The sequence below is a fragment of the Vreelandella boliviensis LC1 genome, assembly GCF_000236035.1.
In the GTDB taxonomy this organism is placed as follows: domain Bacteria; phylum Pseudomonadota; class Gammaproteobacteria; order Pseudomonadales; family Halomonadaceae; genus Vreelandella; species Vreelandella boliviensis.
Genome location: NZ_JH393257.1, coordinates 1,216,972 through 1,236,627 on the forward strand (window position 1 = coordinate 1,216,972; position 19,656 = coordinate 1,236,627).

Annotated in this window: 15 protein-coding genes; 8 read left to right on the top strand and 7 right to left on the bottom strand. The window is 55.9% G+C overall.

Features of this window, described 5'->3' with window-relative positions; genetic code table 11:
* Positions 1 to 43: 43 nt before the first annotated feature.
* The gene (gene lldD / locus KUC_RS05385; RefSeq protein ID WP_007112115.1) at positions 44 to 1,195 is read right to left on the bottom strand and encodes an FMN-dependent L-lactate dehydrogenase LldD; all 1,152 of its coding nucleotides are present in this window, start codon (positions 1,193 to 1,195) and stop codon (positions 44 to 46) included.
* Positions 1,196 to 1,506: 311 nt separating this feature from the next.
* On the opposite strand from lldD, the gene KUC_RS05390 reads away from it, so the two are divergent.
* The 3 genes from KUC_RS05390 to KUC_RS05400 are packed head-to-tail and all read left to right on the top strand — an operon-like array spanning position 1,507 to position 5,571.
* On the top strand, positions 1,507 to 2,280 hold the full coding sequence (locus tag KUC_RS05390; RefSeq protein ID WP_007112116.1) for a GntR family transcriptional regulator: 774 nt from the start codon (positions 1,507 to 1,509) through the stop codon (positions 2,278 to 2,280).
* Positions 2,277 to 4,196 carry a sensor histidine kinase gene (locus KUC_RS05395; protein ID WP_007112117.1) on the top strand — a complete coding sequence of 640 codons (1,920 nt, stop codon included), beginning with the start codon at positions 2,277 to 2,279 and terminating at the stop codon, positions 4,194 to 4,196. The genes KUC_RS05390 and KUC_RS05395 overlap by 4 nt, the downstream gene beginning before the upstream one ends.
* Positions 4,189 to 5,571 carry a sigma-54-dependent transcriptional regulator gene (locus KUC_RS05400; protein WP_007112118.1) on the top strand — a complete coding sequence of 461 codons (1,383 nt, stop codon included), beginning with the start codon at positions 4,189 to 4,191 and terminating at the stop codon, positions 5,569 to 5,571. Before KUC_RS05395 ends, KUC_RS05400 begins: the two co-directional genes overlap by 8 nt.
* Here KUC_RS05400 and KUC_RS05405 read toward each other — a convergent pair.
* The 3 genes from KUC_RS05405 to KUC_RS05415 all read right to left on the bottom strand — a co-directional run bounded on the left by KUC_RS05405 (position 5,547) and on the right by KUC_RS05415 (position 8,284).
* Positions 5,547 to 6,218, bottom strand: a complete 672-nt coding sequence (locus KUC_RS05405) for a metal-dependent hydrolase (protein ID WP_007112119.1) — start codon at positions 6,216 to 6,218, stop codon at positions 5,547 to 5,549. The two genes, KUC_RS05400 and KUC_RS05405, sit on opposite strands and share 25 nt — an antisense overlap.
* A gap of 123 nt (positions 6,219 to 6,341) precedes the next feature.
* Complete coding sequence (locus tag KUC_RS05410) at positions 6,342 to 6,881, bottom strand: gamma carbonic anhydrase family protein (RefSeq protein ID WP_007112120.1); 540 nt, start codon at positions 6,879 to 6,881, stop codon at positions 6,342 to 6,344.
* 62 nt (positions 6,882 to 6,943) lie between these two features.
* Positions 6,944 to 8,284, bottom strand: coding sequence for a sodium-dependent transporter (locus tag KUC_RS05415; protein ID WP_040479592.1), 1,341 nt, complete (start codon positions 8,282 to 8,284; stop codon positions 6,944 to 6,946).
* Positions 8,285 to 8,477: 193 nt separating this feature from the next.
* On the opposite strand from KUC_RS05415, the gene prlC reads away from it, so the two are divergent.
* The 4 genes from prlC to KUC_RS05435 all read left to right on the top strand — a co-directional run bounded on the left by prlC (position 8,478) and on the right by KUC_RS05435 (position 14,496).
* Complete coding sequence (gene prlC, locus KUC_RS05420) at positions 8,478 to 10,526, top strand: oligopeptidase A (protein WP_007112123.1); 2,049 nt, start codon at positions 8,478 to 8,480, stop codon at positions 10,524 to 10,526.
* Between the two features lie 59 nt (positions 10,527 to 10,585).
* A complete protein-coding gene (locus tag KUC_RS05425; protein WP_040479594.1) occupies positions 10,586 to 10,837 on the top strand; it encodes a YheV family putative zinc ribbon protein in 252 nt (83 codons plus the stop codon).
* A gap of 363 nt (positions 10,838 to 11,200) precedes the next feature.
* On the top strand, positions 11,201 to 12,190 hold the full coding sequence (locus KUC_RS05430; RefSeq protein WP_040479596.1) for a TAXI family TRAP transporter solute-binding subunit: 990 nt from the start codon (positions 11,201 to 11,203) through the stop codon (positions 12,188 to 12,190).
* Between the two features lie 104 nt (positions 12,191 to 12,294).
* On the top strand, positions 12,295 to 14,496 hold the full coding sequence (locus KUC_RS05435; protein ID WP_007112126.1) for a TRAP transporter permease: 2,202 nt from the start codon (positions 12,295 to 12,297) through the stop codon (positions 14,494 to 14,496).
* Between the two features lie 97 nt (positions 14,497 to 14,593).
* On the opposite strand, the gene metF is transcribed toward KUC_RS05435, so the two are convergent.
* Entirely contained in the window at positions 14,594 to 15,436 is an 843-nt protein-coding gene (gene metF / locus KUC_RS05440) for a methylenetetrahydrofolate reductase [NAD(P)H] (protein WP_007112128.1), read from the bottom strand.
* 143 nt (positions 15,437 to 15,579) lie between these two features.
* Between metF and KUC_RS05445 the strand changes: the two genes are divergently transcribed.
* A complete protein-coding gene (locus KUC_RS05445; protein WP_040479598.1) occupies positions 15,580 to 16,515 on the top strand; it encodes an AEC family transporter in 936 nt (311 codons plus the stop codon).
* Between the two features lie 26 nt (positions 16,516 to 16,541).
* Here KUC_RS05445 and ligB read toward each other — a convergent pair whose 3' ends face one another.
* Positions 16,542 to 18,218 carry an NAD-dependent DNA ligase LigB gene (gene ligB / locus KUC_RS05450; protein WP_007112130.1) on the bottom strand — a complete coding sequence of 559 codons (1,677 nt, stop codon included), beginning with the start codon at positions 18,216 to 18,218 and terminating at the stop codon, positions 16,542 to 16,544.
* 136 nt (positions 18,219 to 18,354) lie between these two features.
* Positions 18,355 to 19,575, bottom strand: coding sequence for a methionine adenosyltransferase (metK, locus tag KUC_RS05455; RefSeq protein ID WP_007112131.1), 1,221 nt, complete (start codon positions 19,573 to 19,575; stop codon positions 18,355 to 18,357).
* Positions 19,576 to 19,656: the final 81 nt, after the last annotated feature.

The window sequence follows — 19,656 nt, forward strand, 5'->3', positions numbered from 1 at the left end:
CAGTTTTTAATCGTGGTCTTGATAGTGGCGCAAGCAGTGCTCATTAGACATCGCGAATCGAATCTTGCACCAGCGAATCCGACCCGAGATCGGCGATGCTACGCGCACCGGTGAGCGTCATTGCAACCCGCATCTCCTTATCAAATAGCTCAAGCAAATGGGAAACGCCGGACTCTCCAGCTGTGGCAAGTGCATATATGAAGGCACGCCCAATCAATACAGTATCCGCGCCCAGTGCAATCATCCGCACAACATCGAGCCCGCTGCGCACGCCTGAGTCTGCCAGAATAGCCAAGTCACCCTTGACCGCATCAGCGATAGCAGGCAAAGCACGTGCAGTCGAGGGAACACCATCGAGCTGGCGACCACCATGGTTTGAAACAACGATACCGTCCGCACCAAAGCGAACCGCATCACGGGCATCCTCAGGATCAAGTATGCCCTTAATAATCATTGGGCCATCCCACTGCTTCCTAATCCACTCCAAATCTTTCCAGGAGATGGACGGGTCAAAGTTGTCACCCAGCCAAGCAATATAGTCCTCAAGCTCCGTTGGCTTACCGCGATAATCCGAAACATTGCCCAGGTCATGGGGACGACCATTGATGCCTACATCCCACGCCCAGAAAGGATGCATTGCGGCCTGAGCCATTCGCCGGATCGGCCCATATTTACCACTCATACCTGAGTGAGCATCGCGATAACGCGCACCCGGCACGGGCATATCGACCGTGAAGATCAGCGTCTTGACGCCAGCAGCCTTGGCTCGCTCTAGAACATGTTTCATAAAGCCCCGGTCTTTCAGCACATAGAGCTGAAACCAGATGGGCCGGTCGACTGCCGCAGCCACTTCGCCGATGGGGCATACCGATACCGTCGACAGTGTAAACGGGATACCTTTCTTAGTAGCTGCCCGCGCCGCCTGGACTTCGCCACGCCTAGCGTACATACCTGTCAGCCCCACCGGCGCCAGTGCAATAGGCATGGCAAGCTTTTCGCCGAACAGCTCGGTCTCTAATGATAGCGACGACATATCCTTCAGCACGCGCTGACGCAGCGCAACACCCGCAAGATCCTCGACATTACGCCGCAGCGTATGCTCCGCGTAGGATCCACCGTCGGCGTAGTGAAAAAGAAAGGGGGGAACACGGCGCTTGGCCGCTTGGCGGTAATCAGTGGAAGCTGAAATGATCATGGATAGCCCTGTGCAATGGACCTATTCAGTGGATGCGCCATACACCGGCGACCCAAAGTGGAAAATTGGTTTTACCAATTGACAAAAAATCAGCATCAACATTAGTGAGCCTCCCTAACCGTGTCAAACGATGATGCCGCTTTTAAACACTTAAAACGCAATACTTTAGTTTAAAGGCGCCATATATGAGTGCTATTAACGCTAAAGCCTACCCTACCAATTCTCGCCCTACATGCGCTTGAGAAAAGGATCCATAGCTTTTAATATTGGTCTTACCAATTAAAGGGGCTTTTAGACATGAGCTATTCAATATGAGCTATCCACCGCTCCGCCAGCAGCGCTTGGCCGATGTTATTACTGAGCGCTTAGAAGCCATGATGCTGGAAGGCAGCCTAAAACCAGGCCAGCGCTTACCCTCTGAACGTGAGCTAGCCGAACGGTTTGGCGTTTCGCGCCCCTCTTTACGGGAAGCTATCCAAAAATTAGCCGCTCGCGGCTTACTTACTAGCCGCCAAGGCGGTGGCACCTTTGTTAACGACGATCTTAGCAATGGCTATACCGACCCGCTGCTGGAAATGCTTTCTCGTCACGACGAGTTTAACTTAGATTTGCTTGAATTCCGTGATGCCATGGAAGGAATATCCGCCTATTACGCCGCTCTTCGCTCCACACCCGCCGACAAAGCCATACTGATTCAGCGCTTTGAGGAGCTCGATGGCGGCTTTGCAGGCGCGGATCCTATTCAAGAAGCTAAACTAGATGCGGCGTTTCACCTAGCGATTGCCGAGGCCGCCCACAATGTTTTGCTGCTGCATACCATGCGCGGCATTTTTCATCTGCTAGAGAAGAGCATTGTGAATAACTTGGCCCATTTATTTGCCAAGGAAGGTTCGCGCAGCCAGTTAATGCAGCAGCATCGCGCCCTGCTCAATGCCATTTTGGAGGGTCGCGCTGAAGATGCCCGTGCCCGCGCCCATGAACACCTGGTATTTGTTGAAGAAGGCCTACTTGAAATGGCACGTGCAGAGACACGGGCTCAGCGCGCCCTTCGCCGCGCCCAAGGCAGTAGTAAGACAACGGCATGAACAGCGCTGGCGTGAATAACCAATCACCCGCCCCTCTGCCACTGCGATGGCGACGCCTATGGCTACTGGTCATTTCACTTGGCTTGCTATTTTGTATGTGGCAGGCCGCCCAACTGGCGCGGGAACAAGCGCTTTCTAACTTACAGGATGATGCCGAAAACGAGTTGCGGCTGTCTGCCGCCAACTTAAACGGTTATTTGCTGCGCTACGACTACCTGCCGCAAATGCTTGCCACTCGGGAAGGCGTGCAGCGCTTTTTAGCCTCTCCCGATAGCCAAGACCCAATGCCGCTAAATATGTTACTGGATCGTTTCCGTTTTACAGCGGGGGTTTCAGACGTCTATTTACTCAATCGCGATGGCGACACGATCGCCGCCAGTAATTGGCACCGCCCTAACACCTTTATCGGCCAAAACTATACTTTTCGTTCCTACTACACCGATGCCATTGCTGGAGGCCAGGGGCGTTTTTTTGGTTTGGGCATCAAGTCTCTTGAGCGTGGCTACTACTTTTCATCGCCCGTGTGGCTAGACGATACCTCGCCCGATGCACAGCCGGACGGCGTGCTAGTGGTTAAAGTGCTGTTAGATGACGTTGAAGAGAGCTGGGCAGAGCAGGATGCCGAGCTGTTTGTCACTGATAGTGACGACATTATCTTCATGGCCAGCCACCCCGAGCTGCGCATGAACGCGCTCTACCCGCTCACCGATGAGCAACGCCAAAGCGTGCGGGCAACGCGCCGCTATGCCATGGAGCCGTTGACGCCTTCGGGTATTGAAGTAAATGCGCCTTACCGCCAGGGTGGTCAGTTGGTCAGTTTCTCCCAAGGCCCGCTGAGCAGCGGCGACTATCTTAGCTTGACTCGGCATATCCCCGAGTTTGGCTGGCAAATGCATATTTTAAAGCCGTTAACACCGGTGATTAGCGCGCAGTGGATTGCCGCCCTCATGGCAGGCGGCCTCTACGGCGTGGTCACTCTCGGTGCGGGCATTGGCTGGCAGCGCCTGAGGTTGCGCCGTGAGCGTGAAGCGTTTGCCGAGCGGGAGCGCAACACCTTGGCACGCGTTCGTGACGAACTAGAAGTTAGCGTGGAACGCCGCACCCGTGACCTAGTGGCCAGTAATCAGCGCCTTTCGGATGAAATTGAAGAGCGCCGTCGCGCTGAGGCCAACTTACGTCAAACCCAAGACGAGCTTATTCAAGCCGCTAAACTCGCTGTATTGGGACAGCTCGCCGCGGGCATCAACCATGAGCTTAATCAACCGCTGGCGGCTATTCGCGCTTACGCGGAAAATGCCCGCCGCTTTATGGCATTAGCACGCCACGCAAAAGCGGATGCTAACCTGGAACAAATTGTTGAACTGACCGAACGTATGGCGGATATCAGTGCGCAGCTGCGCCAGTTTTCGCGTAAGAGCAGCGAGCGCCAGGAGGCGATTTCGGTACAAGCCTGTATCGACTACGCTCTTCGCCTGTTTCAAAGCCGCCTACGCGAAGGCAATATCAGCATTATTCAGGATTGGCCCCATGAAACGCTATGGGTGCAAGGCGACTTGGTACGTCTGGAACAAGTGTTGGTAAATTTAATCGGCAATGCGCTGCAGGCAATGATAGGCATACCGGCGCCACAACTGACCTTGGGCGCCCATACCCACCAGCAGCAGGTTATTATTAGCGTGACCGATAATGGCCCCGGCATCCCCGAGGAGCACTTAGGGCATATTTTTGAACCCTTTTTTACCACCAAAGCGCCGGGGAGTGGCTTAGGGCTAGGGCTCTCGATCTCATCACGTATCATGGACGATTTAGGCGGCAAGCTGCAGGCGACTAATCAGCCCGAAGGCGGCGCTCGCTTCACCATTACCCTGCCCCACTCACCGTTAACCCACACCCAGGAGAACACCTCTTATGCATGAGCCGTCGACGCTGCCGGTCATGGTGATCGACGACGAACCGCATCTGCGGATCACCGCCAGCCAAACCCTCGAACTTGCGGGCTATACGCCCTACTGCTTTGAGTCAGCAGAACAAGCCCTGGCGGCATTAACGCCCAACTTCCCGGGGGTCATTGTCAGTGATATCCGCATGCCAGGGATGGATGGCATGGCACTGCTCCATGAGCTACATAGCCGCGATGCCACTCTGCCAATCATTTTAATTACTGGGCACGGCGATATTTCTACGGCCGTAGAAGCCATGCGCGCTGGGGCTTGGGATTTTCTCGAGAAGCCCTTTGCCGGTGATCAACTGCTAGATGTGGTGCGCCGAGGCATAGAAAAGCGCCAGCTCAGTTTGGAAAACCACCGTCTTAAAGCTGAACTGGAGGTCCAGCAAGCCGCGTTAGGGCCGCGGCTGGTTGGCCGCACAGCGATTATTTCACGACTGGCCGCGATGATTCAGCGCATCAGCCAAGTAGAGGCCGATGTACTGCTGTTTGGTGAGACCGGCACCGGTAAAGACTTAGTGGCCCGTGCGATTCACGAACGCAGCGGACGGCGTAATAGCCCCTTTATGGCTATCAACTGTGGCGCTGTGCCCGAAAACACCATTGAGTCCGAGCTGTTTGGTCACGAAAAAGGTGCCTTCACCGGCGCCGTAGAGCGGCGCATCGGCAAGTTTGAACACGCCAATGGCGGCACGGTGTTTCTGGATGAGATTGAATCGATGCCCATGGCGCTGCAAGTCAAACTGCTGCGGGTACTGCAGGAGCGCAGCGTCGAACGGCTCGGCGCCAATGAAACCGTGCCGCTTGATATCCGCGTGATTGCGGCCACCAAAGTGGATCTCAAAACCGCATCCGAAGAAGGACACTTCCGCGAGGACCTTTACTACCGCTTAAACGTGGTCACTCTGCCGCTGCCTGCGCTGCGCGAGCGGCGTGAGGACATTCCCTTACTGTTCCAGCACTTTGCCGTGGTGGCTGCCAACCGCAGCGGGCTGGAAGCACCGACCCTCGACAGCCCCGCCATTGCCGCTCTACTCGCCCATGACTGGCCCGGCAACGTGCGCGAACTGCGTAACCTTGCCGAACGCTACGTGCTGTTAGGCGCCGCCTTTGACTATCGCCTGGATGCGCTGCTGGAAGGGGTTAATGCCGACACCGAGGAGCCTACCCTGCCACGCCAGGTAGAGCTGTTTGAAAAGAGCCTGATCAGCCAATCGCTAGCGCGCTACCATGGCCGGGTAACCGATGTGTGTCGCCACTTAGGCATTCCGCGCAAAACCTTTTACGACAAGCTTAAAAAGCACGGCCTCAATGCCGACGACTATCGCCACAGCAGCGAACCTTGATGCAGCAACTCACCCAATACCGACCAGGGCGGTACCCAAGGTATCAGCGTCAATGTGGCAATCAGCATTAGCAGGTTGGACATTGGCCGCCGACTGTCACCTAGTTTAAGCGCCGTACCAAAGGAGCGCTTTAACCGCGCGCCTTCAAGGTCAACGCTGTATATCTCATCCAAACTCAAGTGGATCAAAAACCCTACCAAGGTGGCAGCACCGTGAGACCAAGCCAGCCACGCTGGCTGGTTGAGTAAATTAAAACTTAACGCGGCGGTGAGTAGGCTACATAGCCCGCCCGCTAGCAATGAATGCCAAACACCACGGTGCACGGTTAAGCGCGAGAACAGCACTCCCGCCAAATAGCGCACACAGAAGTAGATCCCACCGCAGGCAATCAACAACGCCCCCGGCGTCAGCCATGGCTGTAACAACAGAGCGCCCAATACCAGGGCGGGCACCGAAAGCAGATTGAATATCAAACGGATAGAGTGGGATCGATCGGCGTCAATATCGGGCAAAATGCCCCCGAAAGTGACCAGCGCAATCATCACTACCGCTTGTGAAGGCGGCCACCATTGGCCTTTCCAGCCTGCGTAAGCTATCAGCATGCCGCCCGCCGCTGCCACCGTAATATGCGTGCGAAAATTAGCCATGACGCGGCATCCCAGAACCTGCAAACAGAAAACTGTATAAATTAACAGATTCTTGACGCCCGCGACATTGTTTATGAAGAAAAAAGGTTGGCTGAGCAACTGCTTAGAGAAAGGGCATTAAAGTTAAGTTTCTGCCAAAAAGCGGTCTTTCAATTTAACGTAGTTGCCTGCGGTATAAGGGAAGAACGCGCGCTCTTTATCCTTCAGCGGGCGCAGTGCTTTAGCCGGGTTACCGGCATACACATAGCCACTTTCCAAATGCTTGCCAGGCGTTACCACGGCGCCCGCGGCAATGATCACCTCGTCTTCAACGACCGCGCCATCCATCACAATCGCGCCCATACCAACGAGTATTCGGCTTCCCAACGTGCAGCCATGCAGAATCGCTTTATGGCCGATGGTGACATCGTCACCAATGGTGAGCGGAAAGCCGTCTGGGCTGAAATCACTGGCGTGGGTAATATGCAGCACGCTGCCATCCTGCACGCTGGTACGCGCGCCGATGCGAATACGGTGCATATCGCCACGAATCACCGTCATCGGCCACACTGAGCAGTCATCACCCATGACCACATCACCGATGACCACACTGGCCGGATCAATATAAACGCGCTCACCCAATTGGGGCTCCATACCTTGATAGCGCCTTAATGCACTGCTCATAACTCGCTCCTGAGATGTCGGATAGGAAACGGAGACATTGATCAACTCACTATAGCAATTTGCTAAAGTAACCCGGCCAGTAGAACGATAAAGGTCAGCGGAATCGACACCCAGCGGATGATATTGCGCCACAGCAAATAACCGCTTTCACCCACGCCTAACGCGTTCACCACCCTCTCGCGGGGCATTACCCAAGCGGCAAAAACCGCTATCAACAGGCCGCCCAAGGGCAGGAAAACATCCGGCGGTATACTGCTGACAAGCTCGAATACATTGCGTCCAAATAGCGGCCGAAAATCCGCCAACGTTGAAAAAGAGAATGCGGATAACAGCCCGATTAGCCAGACGCTGAGTGCCACGATCGCTGTCGAGATGCTGCGCCGCAGCCCTAAGCCCTGCAGCGTGGCAACCATAGGCTCCGCTAGGTTAATGGCAGATGTCCAGGTGGCCAGCAGCAGCAGTAAAAAGAATACGCTTAACCACACGGAGCCCCAGGGCAGCTCAGAGAATGCGATGGGCAGAGTGACAAACATTAACCCTGGGCCGTCAGTGGGGTCCATGCCCTGGGCAAACACTACCGAGAAAATAGCGATCCCCGCCAGTAACGCCACACTAATATCGAGTACGGCAACCGCAACGGCTGCTTTGGGCAAGCTTTGCTCTTCAGGCATATAAGCGCCATACGCCATCAAGGCACAGGCCCCTACCGCCAAAGTAAAAAACGCATGCCCCATGGCGTGCACTACCACCGCCGGGGTTAGCGCCTCAAACGAGGGTAAAAACAGCCACGCCAGGGCGGGGGCAAAACCATCAGTGGTCGCGGCATAGCCCGCTAATAACAGCAACAATAGATACAGCAGCGGCATCAGCAGGTTATTGAGCCGCTCTAGCCCCTTGGCAACGCCCGCTGCTACAACCGTCATGGTCATAAACAGAAACAGCGAGTGATTAAAGATCAGCAGCCCTGGGTTGGCTAAAAAAGCCTCAAAACCAGCGCCAATCTCAGCGGCACTCGCACCATTGAAGTTGCCGTTAACAGACGCTACCAAGAACTCAATCGACCAACCCGAGACCACCGAATAGAACGACAAGATACAGAATACGGTGAATGCCCCGAACAACCCCAGCCAACGCCAGTGGGGCGATGCGCCCGCCTCGGCCGCCAGGGCACCCAAGGCTTGCATCGGCCCCCGCCGACCCGCCCGGCCAATCAATATCTCTGCCATCATCACCGGAATGCCGAGTAGCAGCACAAACGCCACGTAAATCAGTAAAAACGCCGCACCGCCGTTCTCTCCCGCCACATAAGGGAAGCGCCAGATGTTGCCTAACCCCACCGCAGCACCTGTTACCGCCAAGATAAAGGCGCGCTTCGACCCCCAGCGCTCCAGCGTCTCGCTCATCACATGCTCCTGCCATTGGTGGCATTAAAAGGCGGCAAGACTAGCAGGCGCTTGCGTGCAGGCCAAACCCTGGCATTAAACATCGTTGTTAACGCTAACATTGAAACACAGCACCACCGCCCGCACTGTGTCATTATTATTGCGCGTTTTGCGCTCCCTAACGGTCTTAAAAACGATGCCAATCGAGGTGCCCATGTCCTCCAATCCGCTGCTTGAAACGCACGAGCTGCCCCCTTTTGCTGAGATTCGCGCCGAGCACGTGGAGCCTGCCGTGGACACGCTGCTAAGCGAAAGCCGTGAGGCCATTGATCGCCTCGCCGAACAAGCCGCCTCCACACCGCCCAGCTGGGACAATTTTGCGGCGCCCCTTGAAGCGGTGAATGACCGGCTTACCAAGATGTGGTCCCCCGTTTCTCACCTCAATGGCACCATGAACTCGCCGGAAATGCGCGAAGCGTACCAGGCGTGCCTTGAGAAGCTCTCCGACTTCGGCACCTGGGTAGGCCAACATGAAGGCCTGTTCCATGGTTGGCAAGCGTTGCAAGATGGCCCCGCATGGGAGCATCTGGATGCTGCCCAACGGCGTACCGTGGAGAATGCCCTGCGCGATTTCCGCCTAGCCGGTGTTGACCTGCCCGCCGACAAGAAAGCCCGCTACGGCGAAATTCAGTCGCGACTCTCCATGCTGTCTAACCAATTCTCCAATAACGTACTGGATGCCACCCAGGCATGGCACAAGGATATCGATAACCAAGAAGTGTTAGCGGGGGTGCCGGAAAGTGCTCTCGACACCCTGAAAGCCACCGCCGAGGCCAAGGGCGTGGCGGGCTACCGTATTACCCTGGACTTCCCCAGCTTCTTCCCGGTGGTTAGCTACGCCGACAACCGCGAGCTGCGCCGCGAGGTGTATACCGCCTTCGTTACCCGTGCGTCTGATCAAGGCCCCGATGCGGGCAAGTTCGATAACGCGGATATCATGGAAGAGATTCTGGCGCTACGTAGTGAAATGGCCCAGCTACTTGGTTTTGCCACCTACGCCGATTACTCCCTGACCACCAAGATGGCGGACTCTCCCGAGCAGGTGCTCGATTTTCTTAACGACTTAGCCCGCCGTGCGCTGCCTCAAGCAAAAGAAGAGTTTGCTGAACTCAATGATTACGCCCGAGACGAACTAGGCCTGGAAACGCTGGAGCCGTGGGATGTTGCCTATGCTAGCGAGAAACTACGCGAAGCGCGCCACGCTATCTCCCAGGAGCAGCTACGTCCCTATTTTCCGGCCCCCCAGGTGGTCGATGGTCTGTTTCAGGTCGTTGAACGTCTGTACGGCGTACGCTTTGAAGAAGATACCCAGGCGCCCCGCTATCATGATGACGTGCGCTATTTCCGTATCACCGAAAACGGCCAGCCGATTGCCGGTTTTTATCTCGATCTCTACGCTCGAGAAGGCAAGCGTGGCGGTGCCTGGATGGCCGACTGCCGAGTCCGCCGCCAAACGGAGCAGGGCCTGCAACTGCCGGTCGCCTTTCTTACCTGCAACTTCACTGCCCCGGTTAGTGGCCGCCCTGCCTTGCTCACCCACGACGAAGTCACCACCCTGTTCCATGAGTTTGGCCATGGCCTGCACCATCTGCTGACCCAGCAGCAAATTGCCGATATTTCTGGTATCAACGGCGTTGCCTGGGATGCCGTCGAACTGCCCAGCCAATTTATGGAAAACTACTGCTGGGAGCGTGAAGGTCTGGATCTACTCGCCAAGCACGTGGATAGCGGCGAACCGCTACCTGCAGAGCTACTTGAGCGCCTGCAGGCAGCCAAGAATTTTCAGTCGGCCATGGGCATGATGCGCCAAATCGAGTTTTCGCTGTTTGACCTGCGCCTGCACCATGAGTTTAGCGCCCCCAGCGCCAGCGACGTGCAAGCCTTGTTAGATGAGGTGCGTGCCGCGGTCTCGGTGCTACCGAAAGTGTCGTTCAACCGCTTTCAGAATAGCTTTGGTCACGTGTTTGCGGGTGGCTACGCGGCCGGTTACTACAGCTATAAGTGGGCGGAAGTACTCTCAGCTGATGCCTGGAGCGCTTTTGAAGAGGCCGGTATCTTTGATCCCGAAACAGGCCAGCGCTTTCGCCGCGAAATTCTTGAGCAGGGCGGCGCCCGTGATGCCGCCGACTTATTCGTCGCCTTTCGGGGTCGTGCACCCAGCGTTGAACCGCTGCTTCGCCATAGCGGTATTCGCGCCGCTTAAACCTGCAAAGCCAGCCTATGCGTGCTCCCACGTCGGGAGTACGCCCTTGGAGCCTAATGATGTCTAGTGTGAAACGCTTTATTGCCGGTGTGACCTGCCCCCGCTGCGCGGCGATGGATCGCGTCCGCGCCTGGGAGCAAAACGGTATTCGCTATCGCGAGTGCGTCAGCTGCGATTTTTTTGAGCAACTGCCTATTGAGGAGGACGCGCTTACCGAAATGACCACTCGAGTCAATCAAGTGCGCGAAGACCAAAAGCAGCAGGATGTGCAGCCAGTGCGTATTTTGGATCCCGGTAAATCCTCGCATTAACACCTCCTCCTACCCCCCTCACCTCCTAACCACCACGGCTGGCCTATTCCCCCTTCACCAGCCGGGTATCTGCTACGTTCACTACCCGACTTACCGCCGGTAGCGTACGGACAACTCAATTTGTGTGCGGATATTCGCACACAAAAAAGCCATCAGCGTGCGAACACTCGGACACTTCAACGCATGTGACTTGCCACCAAAGTTGAATAAAAAATTTATAAACCCATGATTTTAAAAATATAACCTTTAAGTGGCACAACTATCGCTGTTATATACAGGCATACCTGCTTAACGCAGTATCGACTGGCGGCATTAATACAGGCCGTCAGACTATAACCCCAATAACAGCTAGGAATTTCCGCCATGCACAAACATATGCCTAAAACGTTTACCCTCCTCGCCAGCAGCGCCCTGCTTATCGCCGCCGCCAGTAGTGCCCAGGCTCAAGACCGTTCCGGGTGGCCCGATAACTTCACTGTTGGCACCGCTAGTCAGGGCGGCACTTACTTCGTTTACGGTTCAGGCTGGGCGAACTTTATTGCCGATGAGTTAGGCGTATCTGGCGGCGGTGAAGTCACCGGCGGCCCCACTCAAAACCTGGCACTCGTGCACACAGGCGATATGGCATTTGGCTTAACCACCATGGGTCCAGCGTCTGATGCCGTAAAAGGTGAAAGCCCACTAGCACCTGGCATGCAGATGGATAATGTCTGCGCGATGTTCCCCATGTACGAGACACCGTTCTCCATTGCGGCACTCTCAAGCAGCGGTATTGAGTCGATCTCCGACATTCCTGATGGCGCACGCATCGGTTTTGGCCCGGCTGCTTCAACCTCTGACACCTACTTCCCGGCCATTTTAGAAACCCTGGGCGTTAACTTCGATCGCCGTAACGGCGGTTGGTCAGACCTGGGTGGCCAGTTGCAGGATGGCCTGCTAGACGTTGTTGCCTTCGCTGCGGGCATTCCGATCCCGGCCGTTAGCCAGCTGGAAGTACAGACTGACGTTAACATTATCGAATTCAACGAAGAAGAACTGGCCACGGTGCTGGAAAACTTCCCGGTTGCTGAATTCGCCATTCCTGCCAGCACCTATACCACGCTGGAAGAAGATGCCCGCGCTGTTTCCATGTGGAACTTCGCCATTGCTGGCTGCGACCTGCCGGAAGATTTCGTCTACGAAGTCACCAAGGCCACCATGGAAAACAATGACCGCATGCGTTCAGTGCACCGCAGTGCTGAAACCAGCATTCCAGAAAACATCAAGCACAACACCGTGCTGCCGTTTCACCCCGGCGCTGCACGCTGGTACGAAGAGAACGGCTATGAAATTGCGGATGACATGATCAACTAAGCAACTTTCCCCGTTCTAACTGCCCCGTTACCGGCCTCGCCGGGCGGGGCAGCTTTCGCTGCTACTCCTCCTTTGTGTGCTTTTTGCTGTGAGGGTGAACTCTAATGAGTCACAAAACAGATCAAGAAACCGATGACCTCAAGGATGATGCTCACGCGTCGTCAGCGATACCCGAGTCGATTGCCGATGGTGTCGATGAAGACCTTGTTGAACCCAATCGCCGCTTGTTTACCGGCTGGCAATTCCTGCTATTTGCGGCATTAGCGATCGCTTACTCAAGTTTCCATCTGATTTCACTCAACGTATATCCGATGGAAACCTGGTCGTTTCGTATCGTGCATATTGCCGGTGCGCTTATTCTCGGTTACGGGCTATTTTCCGGTGCCCGTTTTGCCGACGATGATCACCAAGCATCAGGTGCCTGGATCAAGTGGGTTAGCTACGCGCTACTGATCCCCGCCGCCTATACCCTGGCGCAAGTCTTTTTAATGCATCAAACGCTCAGCGGCGAAGCCATGCGCATCGACCCAAATGTCGAAAACTGGCACTACGGTTATCCGCTCATGGCGACCACGGCGGGTGCGATTGTGCTGTCGTGGTTTTATCGTCAGGCTAGGCACCGCTTCAACCCTGCCGATTTGGTGCTGATGGTCTGTGCGATGGCCAGCGCTGGTTATTTGCTGGTGGCGTATAACACCAATATCCGTATGTCGACGGGCACCTCTTTCGCGCCGTCAGGCATCTCCTGGGCGGCGATTGCGGGCTCTCTGCTGATTCTGGAGCTTACCCGCCGGGTAGCGGGTTTAGCATTGGTAGTGATCTCCGCGATCTTTTTGACCTACGTTTTTGCTGGCCCTTATTTGCCGGGCTTTTTGGGCTATCCGGGGCTGTCGCTGCAGCGCTTCTTTAGTCAGGTGTATACCGACGCCGGTATTCTCGGCCCCACCACCGCGGTGTCGTCGACCTATATTATTCTGTTCATTATTTTTGCCGCTTTCCTGCAGGCCTCTAAAGTCGGCGACTACTTCGTTAACTTTGCCTTTGCGGCAGCTGGTCGTGCCCGTGGCGGCCCCGCCAAGGTGGCCATTTTTGCCTCTGGCTTGATGGGCATGATTAACGGCACCTCGGCAGGCAACGTGGTTTCCACCGGCTCATTGACCATTCCGTTGATGAAGAAAGTCGGCTACCCCGCACGTAGCGCGGGCGCGATCGAGGCAGCCGCCTCAACCGGTGGGCAAATCATGCCGCCGATTATGGGCGCGGGTGCGTTTATCATGGCCGAAGTGACCGGTATTCCGTACACCGAAATTGCCCTAGCTGCCGTTATTCCAGCAATTCTGTATTTTGCCTCTATCTACTTTATGGTCGACTTTGAAGCCGCCCGTAAAGGCATGCGCGGTATGCGCAAAGATGAGATCCCGCTGTTTTCAAAGCTGGTCAAGCAGGTCTATCTGTTCGCGCCGATTATTATTCTGATTGTCGCGCTGTTTATGGGCTACTCGGTGATTCGTGCCGGTACTTTGGCAACGGCATCAGCCGCCGTGGTTAGCTGGATTTCACCCAACAAAATGGGTCTTCGTGCAATTCTTAAAGCGCTGCAGATAGCGGGCACCATGGCGATTCAGATTATCGCCGTATGTGCCTGCGCGGGTTTAATCGTCGGGGTTATCTCGCTAACCGGTGTCGGCGCGCGCTTCTCGTCGCTGCTACTTGGCTTAGCGGGCGTTAGCCAGCTATTGGCGCTGGTGTTCGCCATGCTGATTAGTATCCTACTGGGTATGGGCATGCCGACCACCGCCGCCTATGCGGTGGCCGCTTCTGTGGTCGCGCCAGGCTTGATCAATATCGGCATTGAGCCGCTGATTGCTCACTTCTTCGTGTTCTACTTTGCGGTCGTCTCAGCGATTACGCCGCCCGTTGCCTTGGCCTCCTATGCAGCCGCCGGTATTTCGGGTGACAACCCCATGGGCACCTCGGTGGCCTCCTTCAAGATTGGTTTGGCCGCCTTTATCGTGCCGTTTATGTTCTTCTACAGCCCGGCCATGCTAATGGAAGGCTCCGCCATGCAGATCCTCCGCGTCGGCGTTACCGCTACCCTGGGCATTGTCTTGCTCTCTGGCATGGTGCAGGCGTGGTTCTTTGGGCCCGTTAACGCCTTACAGCGCGTGCTGATGCTGGTGGGGGCGATGTTCTTGATCTACGGCGGTGTCTACACCGACGTTATTGGCCTTGCGATGGGTATCGTGCTGTTCGTCATGCAGCGCAAGCTACATGGCGGTGGTAACAAAACGGCGCAAGCGGGCTGATTGATTTAAGCCGCTAATCGCTGAACGTAAAAAACCCCGCTCAACAATGTTGAGCGGGGTTTTTAATGCGTACAAGGTTCATCAATAAACAGGGTAGTTAATCGGTCAGGTTATCTACGATTTTCAGCACCGGCGCCGCTTGGTTAAGCGTGTAGAAGTGCAGGCCTGGCGCACCGCCATCCAGTAAACGCTGACAAAGGCGGCTCACCACATCGGTGCCAAAGGCGGCGATCGCGTCACTGTCATCACCATAAGACTCCAACTGCTTGCGAATCCAACGCGGGATCTCGGCACCACAGGCGTCAGAGAAACGCGCCAGCTTGGTGTAGTTGGTAATCGGCATAATGCCGGGAATAATCGGCTGCTCGACGCCTAGTGCACGGGCTTTATCGACGAAGTTAAAATAGGCATCAGCGGTAAAGAAGTACTGGGTAATCGCCATATTGGCCCCCGCCTTCATTTTACGCGCAAAGTTTTCCACATCCTTATCAAGGTTGGGGGCCTGTGGATGAGATTCAGGATAGGCCGCCACCGCAATGTCGAAATGATCGCCCGTTTCCTCACGAATAAATTCAACCAGCTCGTTGGCATAACGTAGCTCACCAATGCTGCCCATACCTGAGGGCATGTCACCTCGCAGCGCGACCAAGCTATCCACCCCCTCCTCGCGGTACTGCGCCAACAGATCACGCAACTGGGCTTTTTCACTACCGATGCAGGAGAGGTGCGGGGCGGTCGTGATGCCGCTCTCGCTAACCTCACGCACCACCTGACGGGTACGCGCCTGGGTAGACCCGCCAGCACCGTAAGTCACCGAGAAAAAACGTGGTTTCCGAGCGGCCAATTCATCGCGAACGTGGATCAGCTTGTCGCGCCCGGCATCGGTATTGGGCGGAAAGAATTCAAAGCTGATACCTAACGGATGCTCTTGGCTGCTCATGGGATGTCCTTATTAGTGATTAATAGTGGTGATATTTTAAGGTATTCTCGCTGTTCCATCGCGCTGGGGCTAATGAAAGATTCCACGCTTGGCCTTTAATTCGGCTCATGTTAGCCGTTCATATCATTTCATCGGGAGCCATCATGGATTTAGCACCCAGTGCCTTAATGGGGCCACTGCTGATGTTATTGGGGTATGTCGGACTTGGCTGGATAGCCGCTCGGCGCTTAACAATAGACCCTCGCCCAATTGCCACGCTGCTGGTATACCTGATTGCCCCCTTTACGATTTTTCGTGCACTGATGAACGGGGGTTCAACACCTAGCTACCTGTTACTCACATTAGCGCTGTTTATACTGGCGAGCCTAATGGCGCTGGTGGTACGACGCATCACGCGCCACCGTTTTGGTGAGCAGGAAGCCGCACTATTGGCGTTCTCCTCGGGCACTGGCAATACCGGCTATTTTGGCTTGCCGATTGCGTTGATTTTGCTGCCCCCCGAGGGCGTTACCCTTTACCTGTTCTGTATGTTGGGGATTAATATCTACGAATTTACCGTGGGCTTTTATCTCAGCGCCCGCGGGCGTTTTTCGGTGCGCGAGAGCCTGATCAAAATTTCACGCTTGCCGCTTATCTATGCGTTCCTGTTAGCGTTATTCCTTAGCGCCCTTGAAGTAACCATACCCGCCGCAGTCATGAGTTCGCTGCAAGTGTTTCCTGCCACCTATACGCTGCTGGGTATGATGATTATTGGCATGACGCTCAGCCAAGTGACGCTTTCCGCCTGGGATACGCGCTTTGTGGCCGCCTGCTTAGGGTTACGCTACCTGATGTGGCCATTGGTCATGCTAGTGGCCGTGTTAATACTGCAGTGGGTCACGCCACTTTCCACAGAGTTAGCCTTAGCGCTGCTGTTGATAGGCGTGGTGCCCATGGCCGCCAATGTCGTGGTAGTGGCGATGGAGCTGGGCATCCAGCCACAAAAAGGCGCCTTAGCGGTGCTGGTCACCACGCTGCTTGCGCCACTGCTGATTCCGCTCTATCTCGGTTTAATGCTGCGCCTCACCGGGCTTGGTTAGTGATTAAAAGCTAATTGAAGAATGATCTAAAAGCCAGCAACACCCGCTTGGTTAAGCTGTGCAGCCATGCGCTGCATCTCCGGGTGGCTGAAAAATGCGACCAGCGCGTCAGCGCGCACCGGGCCAACGCCTGGAACGGCTTGCCACTGCTCGCGCTGGTAGCCCGCCAGATCATTCCAATCCCCGCGAGCCGCGTCACTACCGGGCGGCGCGCCCAGCGCACTTAGCCAAGCTGCAAACGGTTGGCTACGGGCTGCTTGAAATTGCTCGGTTAGCGAGGCGGCGGTGGCCTCACCAATGCCGTAGGCCTCGCGCAGCTGGCGTGGCTCAACGTTCAGCCAGTCGAGTAATTGCGTGACAACGCCCGCCTCCATCAGCGCTTGCCAGGTACCTTCACCGATACCCTGCATGCCTAGCTGCTCGCCCAGGTAGCTAAGCCGCGCCAGCAACTGGCTTTCGCAGCCGGGGGTTAATTCAAAACAGCTCAGCAGGTGGTAGCGCTGCGGTGGCGGGGGAGTCAGTGGCGAGCGCTCTTGGGTATGCCACACCACCTCGCTTAACTGGGGGATCGTTAGCCCCGCTAGCGAAATCGCCACTTGGTCGCCGGGGCGAATGTCCAGTGATTCCCAACGATCCAGAGAGCCTAGTGATACGCGGCTAATACGCCGCCCTTCTAACATTACGGGATTAAGCCACACCAACGGCGTCACGCGCCCAGTGCGGCCAACACGAAACTCAATGCCGCGCACTTCCGCTAGCGCCTGCTGGGCCGGGTATTTCCAGGCAATAGCCCACTCGGGTGGCGACGATGACCAGCGGCGCACGCCGGGGCGCTCGGCTTGTTTAATCACCACGCCGTCGGTGGCAAACGGCAGCGGGCCGTTGAACCAGGTATCGCGCCAGTAGGCGGCATCACGGCGATCATCCAAGGGATAGCTGTAGTCGGCGCTATCAAAGCCCAGCGCACTCAGTTGGGCTAAGCGGCTTTCCATGTCGGTCGGGCCGTCAGGCCAGCCCCAGACAAACAGGCCAACACGCTCAAGGGTGGCCACTTCAGGCGAAGACTGCGCCATGGCGCCTGCCACGGCGCCCCGGGCTCCAGAAGAGGGAGCGCGCGACTGAACGTGCGCTTGCAACCGCCAATACAACTCGCCTTGGAGTAGCGCAGAAACCGGCTCCGGTAGCCTATTGGGAACGGCAGGCAGCTGTCGGGCACGGGCTGTCCAGTCTTGGCCCCGCTCGCCGTCGCCGCGGCTCACGGCTTCGACCAGCTCACCCTCTACATAGCGCAGAGTCACCGCTACGCCGTCCACTTTGGGTTGGATCCACAGGTCTTCGCGGCGGCTGGTAAAGCGCCTGATGCCCTCGTCATCAGCTTTATTGAGGCCGCGCTGGGCCGCTGGGTGTTCAAGGGTGCCGCGACTGCTGGTCACCCGCGTCAGCGGGCGATGATCCGGTTCTGCGCCTAAACAGCGCTGCCAGTTGGCTAGGCGCTCCACGGCTTGGTCGTAAAGGGCATCGTCGATCAGTGCAACGCCCTCTTGATGGTAAGCGATATCCCAATATTCAACATGTTCCTCAAGCGCCTGGCTTTCGCGGCTTAAACGCTCTTGCGACCAAGCAGGGCATTCGGCAGCCTGTGTGGAAAAAGTGACAAGCCCGATAAGGCCAGCAAATATCCACTTAACGACTCCTCTCGTCATTTCGCGCCTCCACAAAAAATAATTAGCTCACAAACCCAGCCTAGCGCAGAGTGCTAATGTAGGGCACAAAAAAAGCCCCCGGCCTGAGCCAAAGGGGCGATGTCATACAGTACTAACAAATGGAATAGCGAATCTCTTACAAACCGGCAGCCTTGCGCAGCGCGTCAGCTTTATCGACTTTTTCCCATGGGAAAGCGGTAAAGGTTTCGGTATGCGTTTGGCCTTTATCGTCACTCCAGGTGTAGCTGTGTTCGAACGGCGCCCGGCCGAAGTGGCCGTAAGCGGCGGTGAGCTGATACATCGGGTGCAGCAGATCAAGCATTTTGGTGATCGCATAGGGGCGCAGATCAAAGTGCTCGCGAACCAGCGTAACGATCTTGGCGTCATCAATTTTACCAGTGCCGAAGGTGTCGATAGACACCGAGGTCGGCTCGGCAACACCAATCGCGTAGGAGACCTGAATCTCGCATTTGTCTGCCAGGCCCGAGGCCACCACGTTTTTGGCCACATAGCGGCCCGCATAGGCAGCACTGCGATCAACTTTCGAGGGGTCTTTGCCCGAAAACGCGCCACCGCCATGACGCGCCATGCCGCCGTAGGTATCGACGATGATCTTACGGCCAGTGAGTCCACAGTCGCCGACAGGGCCACCAATCACAAATTTGCCAGTCGGGTTGATATGGTACTGGGTGCTCTCATCCAACCATTCGGCCGGAATCACTTGCTCAATGACCTCGCGCTTAATCATTTTGCGCAGGTCTTCTTGATCAATGTCAGGATCGTGCTGGGTAGACAGAACGATGGCATCAACACCGCAGGGCTGACCTTCGGCGTTATAGCGGAAGGTGACCTGGCTCTTGGCATCCGGGCGCAGCCATGGCAGCAGGCCATTTTTACGCAGTTCGGCCTGACGCTCGACTAAACGGTGCGAGTAGTGGATCGGTGCCGGCATAAACGAATCGGTTTCGTTGGTCGCATAGCCAAACATTAGGCCCTGGTCGCCAGCGCCCTGATCTTCCGGTTTAGTGCGATCAACGCCCTGGGCGATATCGACACTCTGCTTACCGATCAGGTTAACCACGCCACAGGTCGCGCCATCAAAACCGACATCAGACGAATTATAGCCAATGCTGATAATTACATCGCGCACGAGGGTTTCTAAATCAACCCAGGCTGAAGTGGTAATTTCGCCGGCAATGATCGCCACCCCGGTTTTCACCATGGTTTCACAGGCAACGCGGGCCTGTTTATCACGAGCGATAATGGCGTCTAGCACCGCGTCAGAAATCTGATCGGCAATCTTATCGGGATGACCTTCGGAGACGGACTCGGAGGTAAACAGGGAATATTCGCTCATCGCGCACTCTACCCTCTGTATGACGGCTGTAGGTAGTCCACAGCATCAGCAGGAAATCATGGCAGGTGTCCCCTGCCCGTA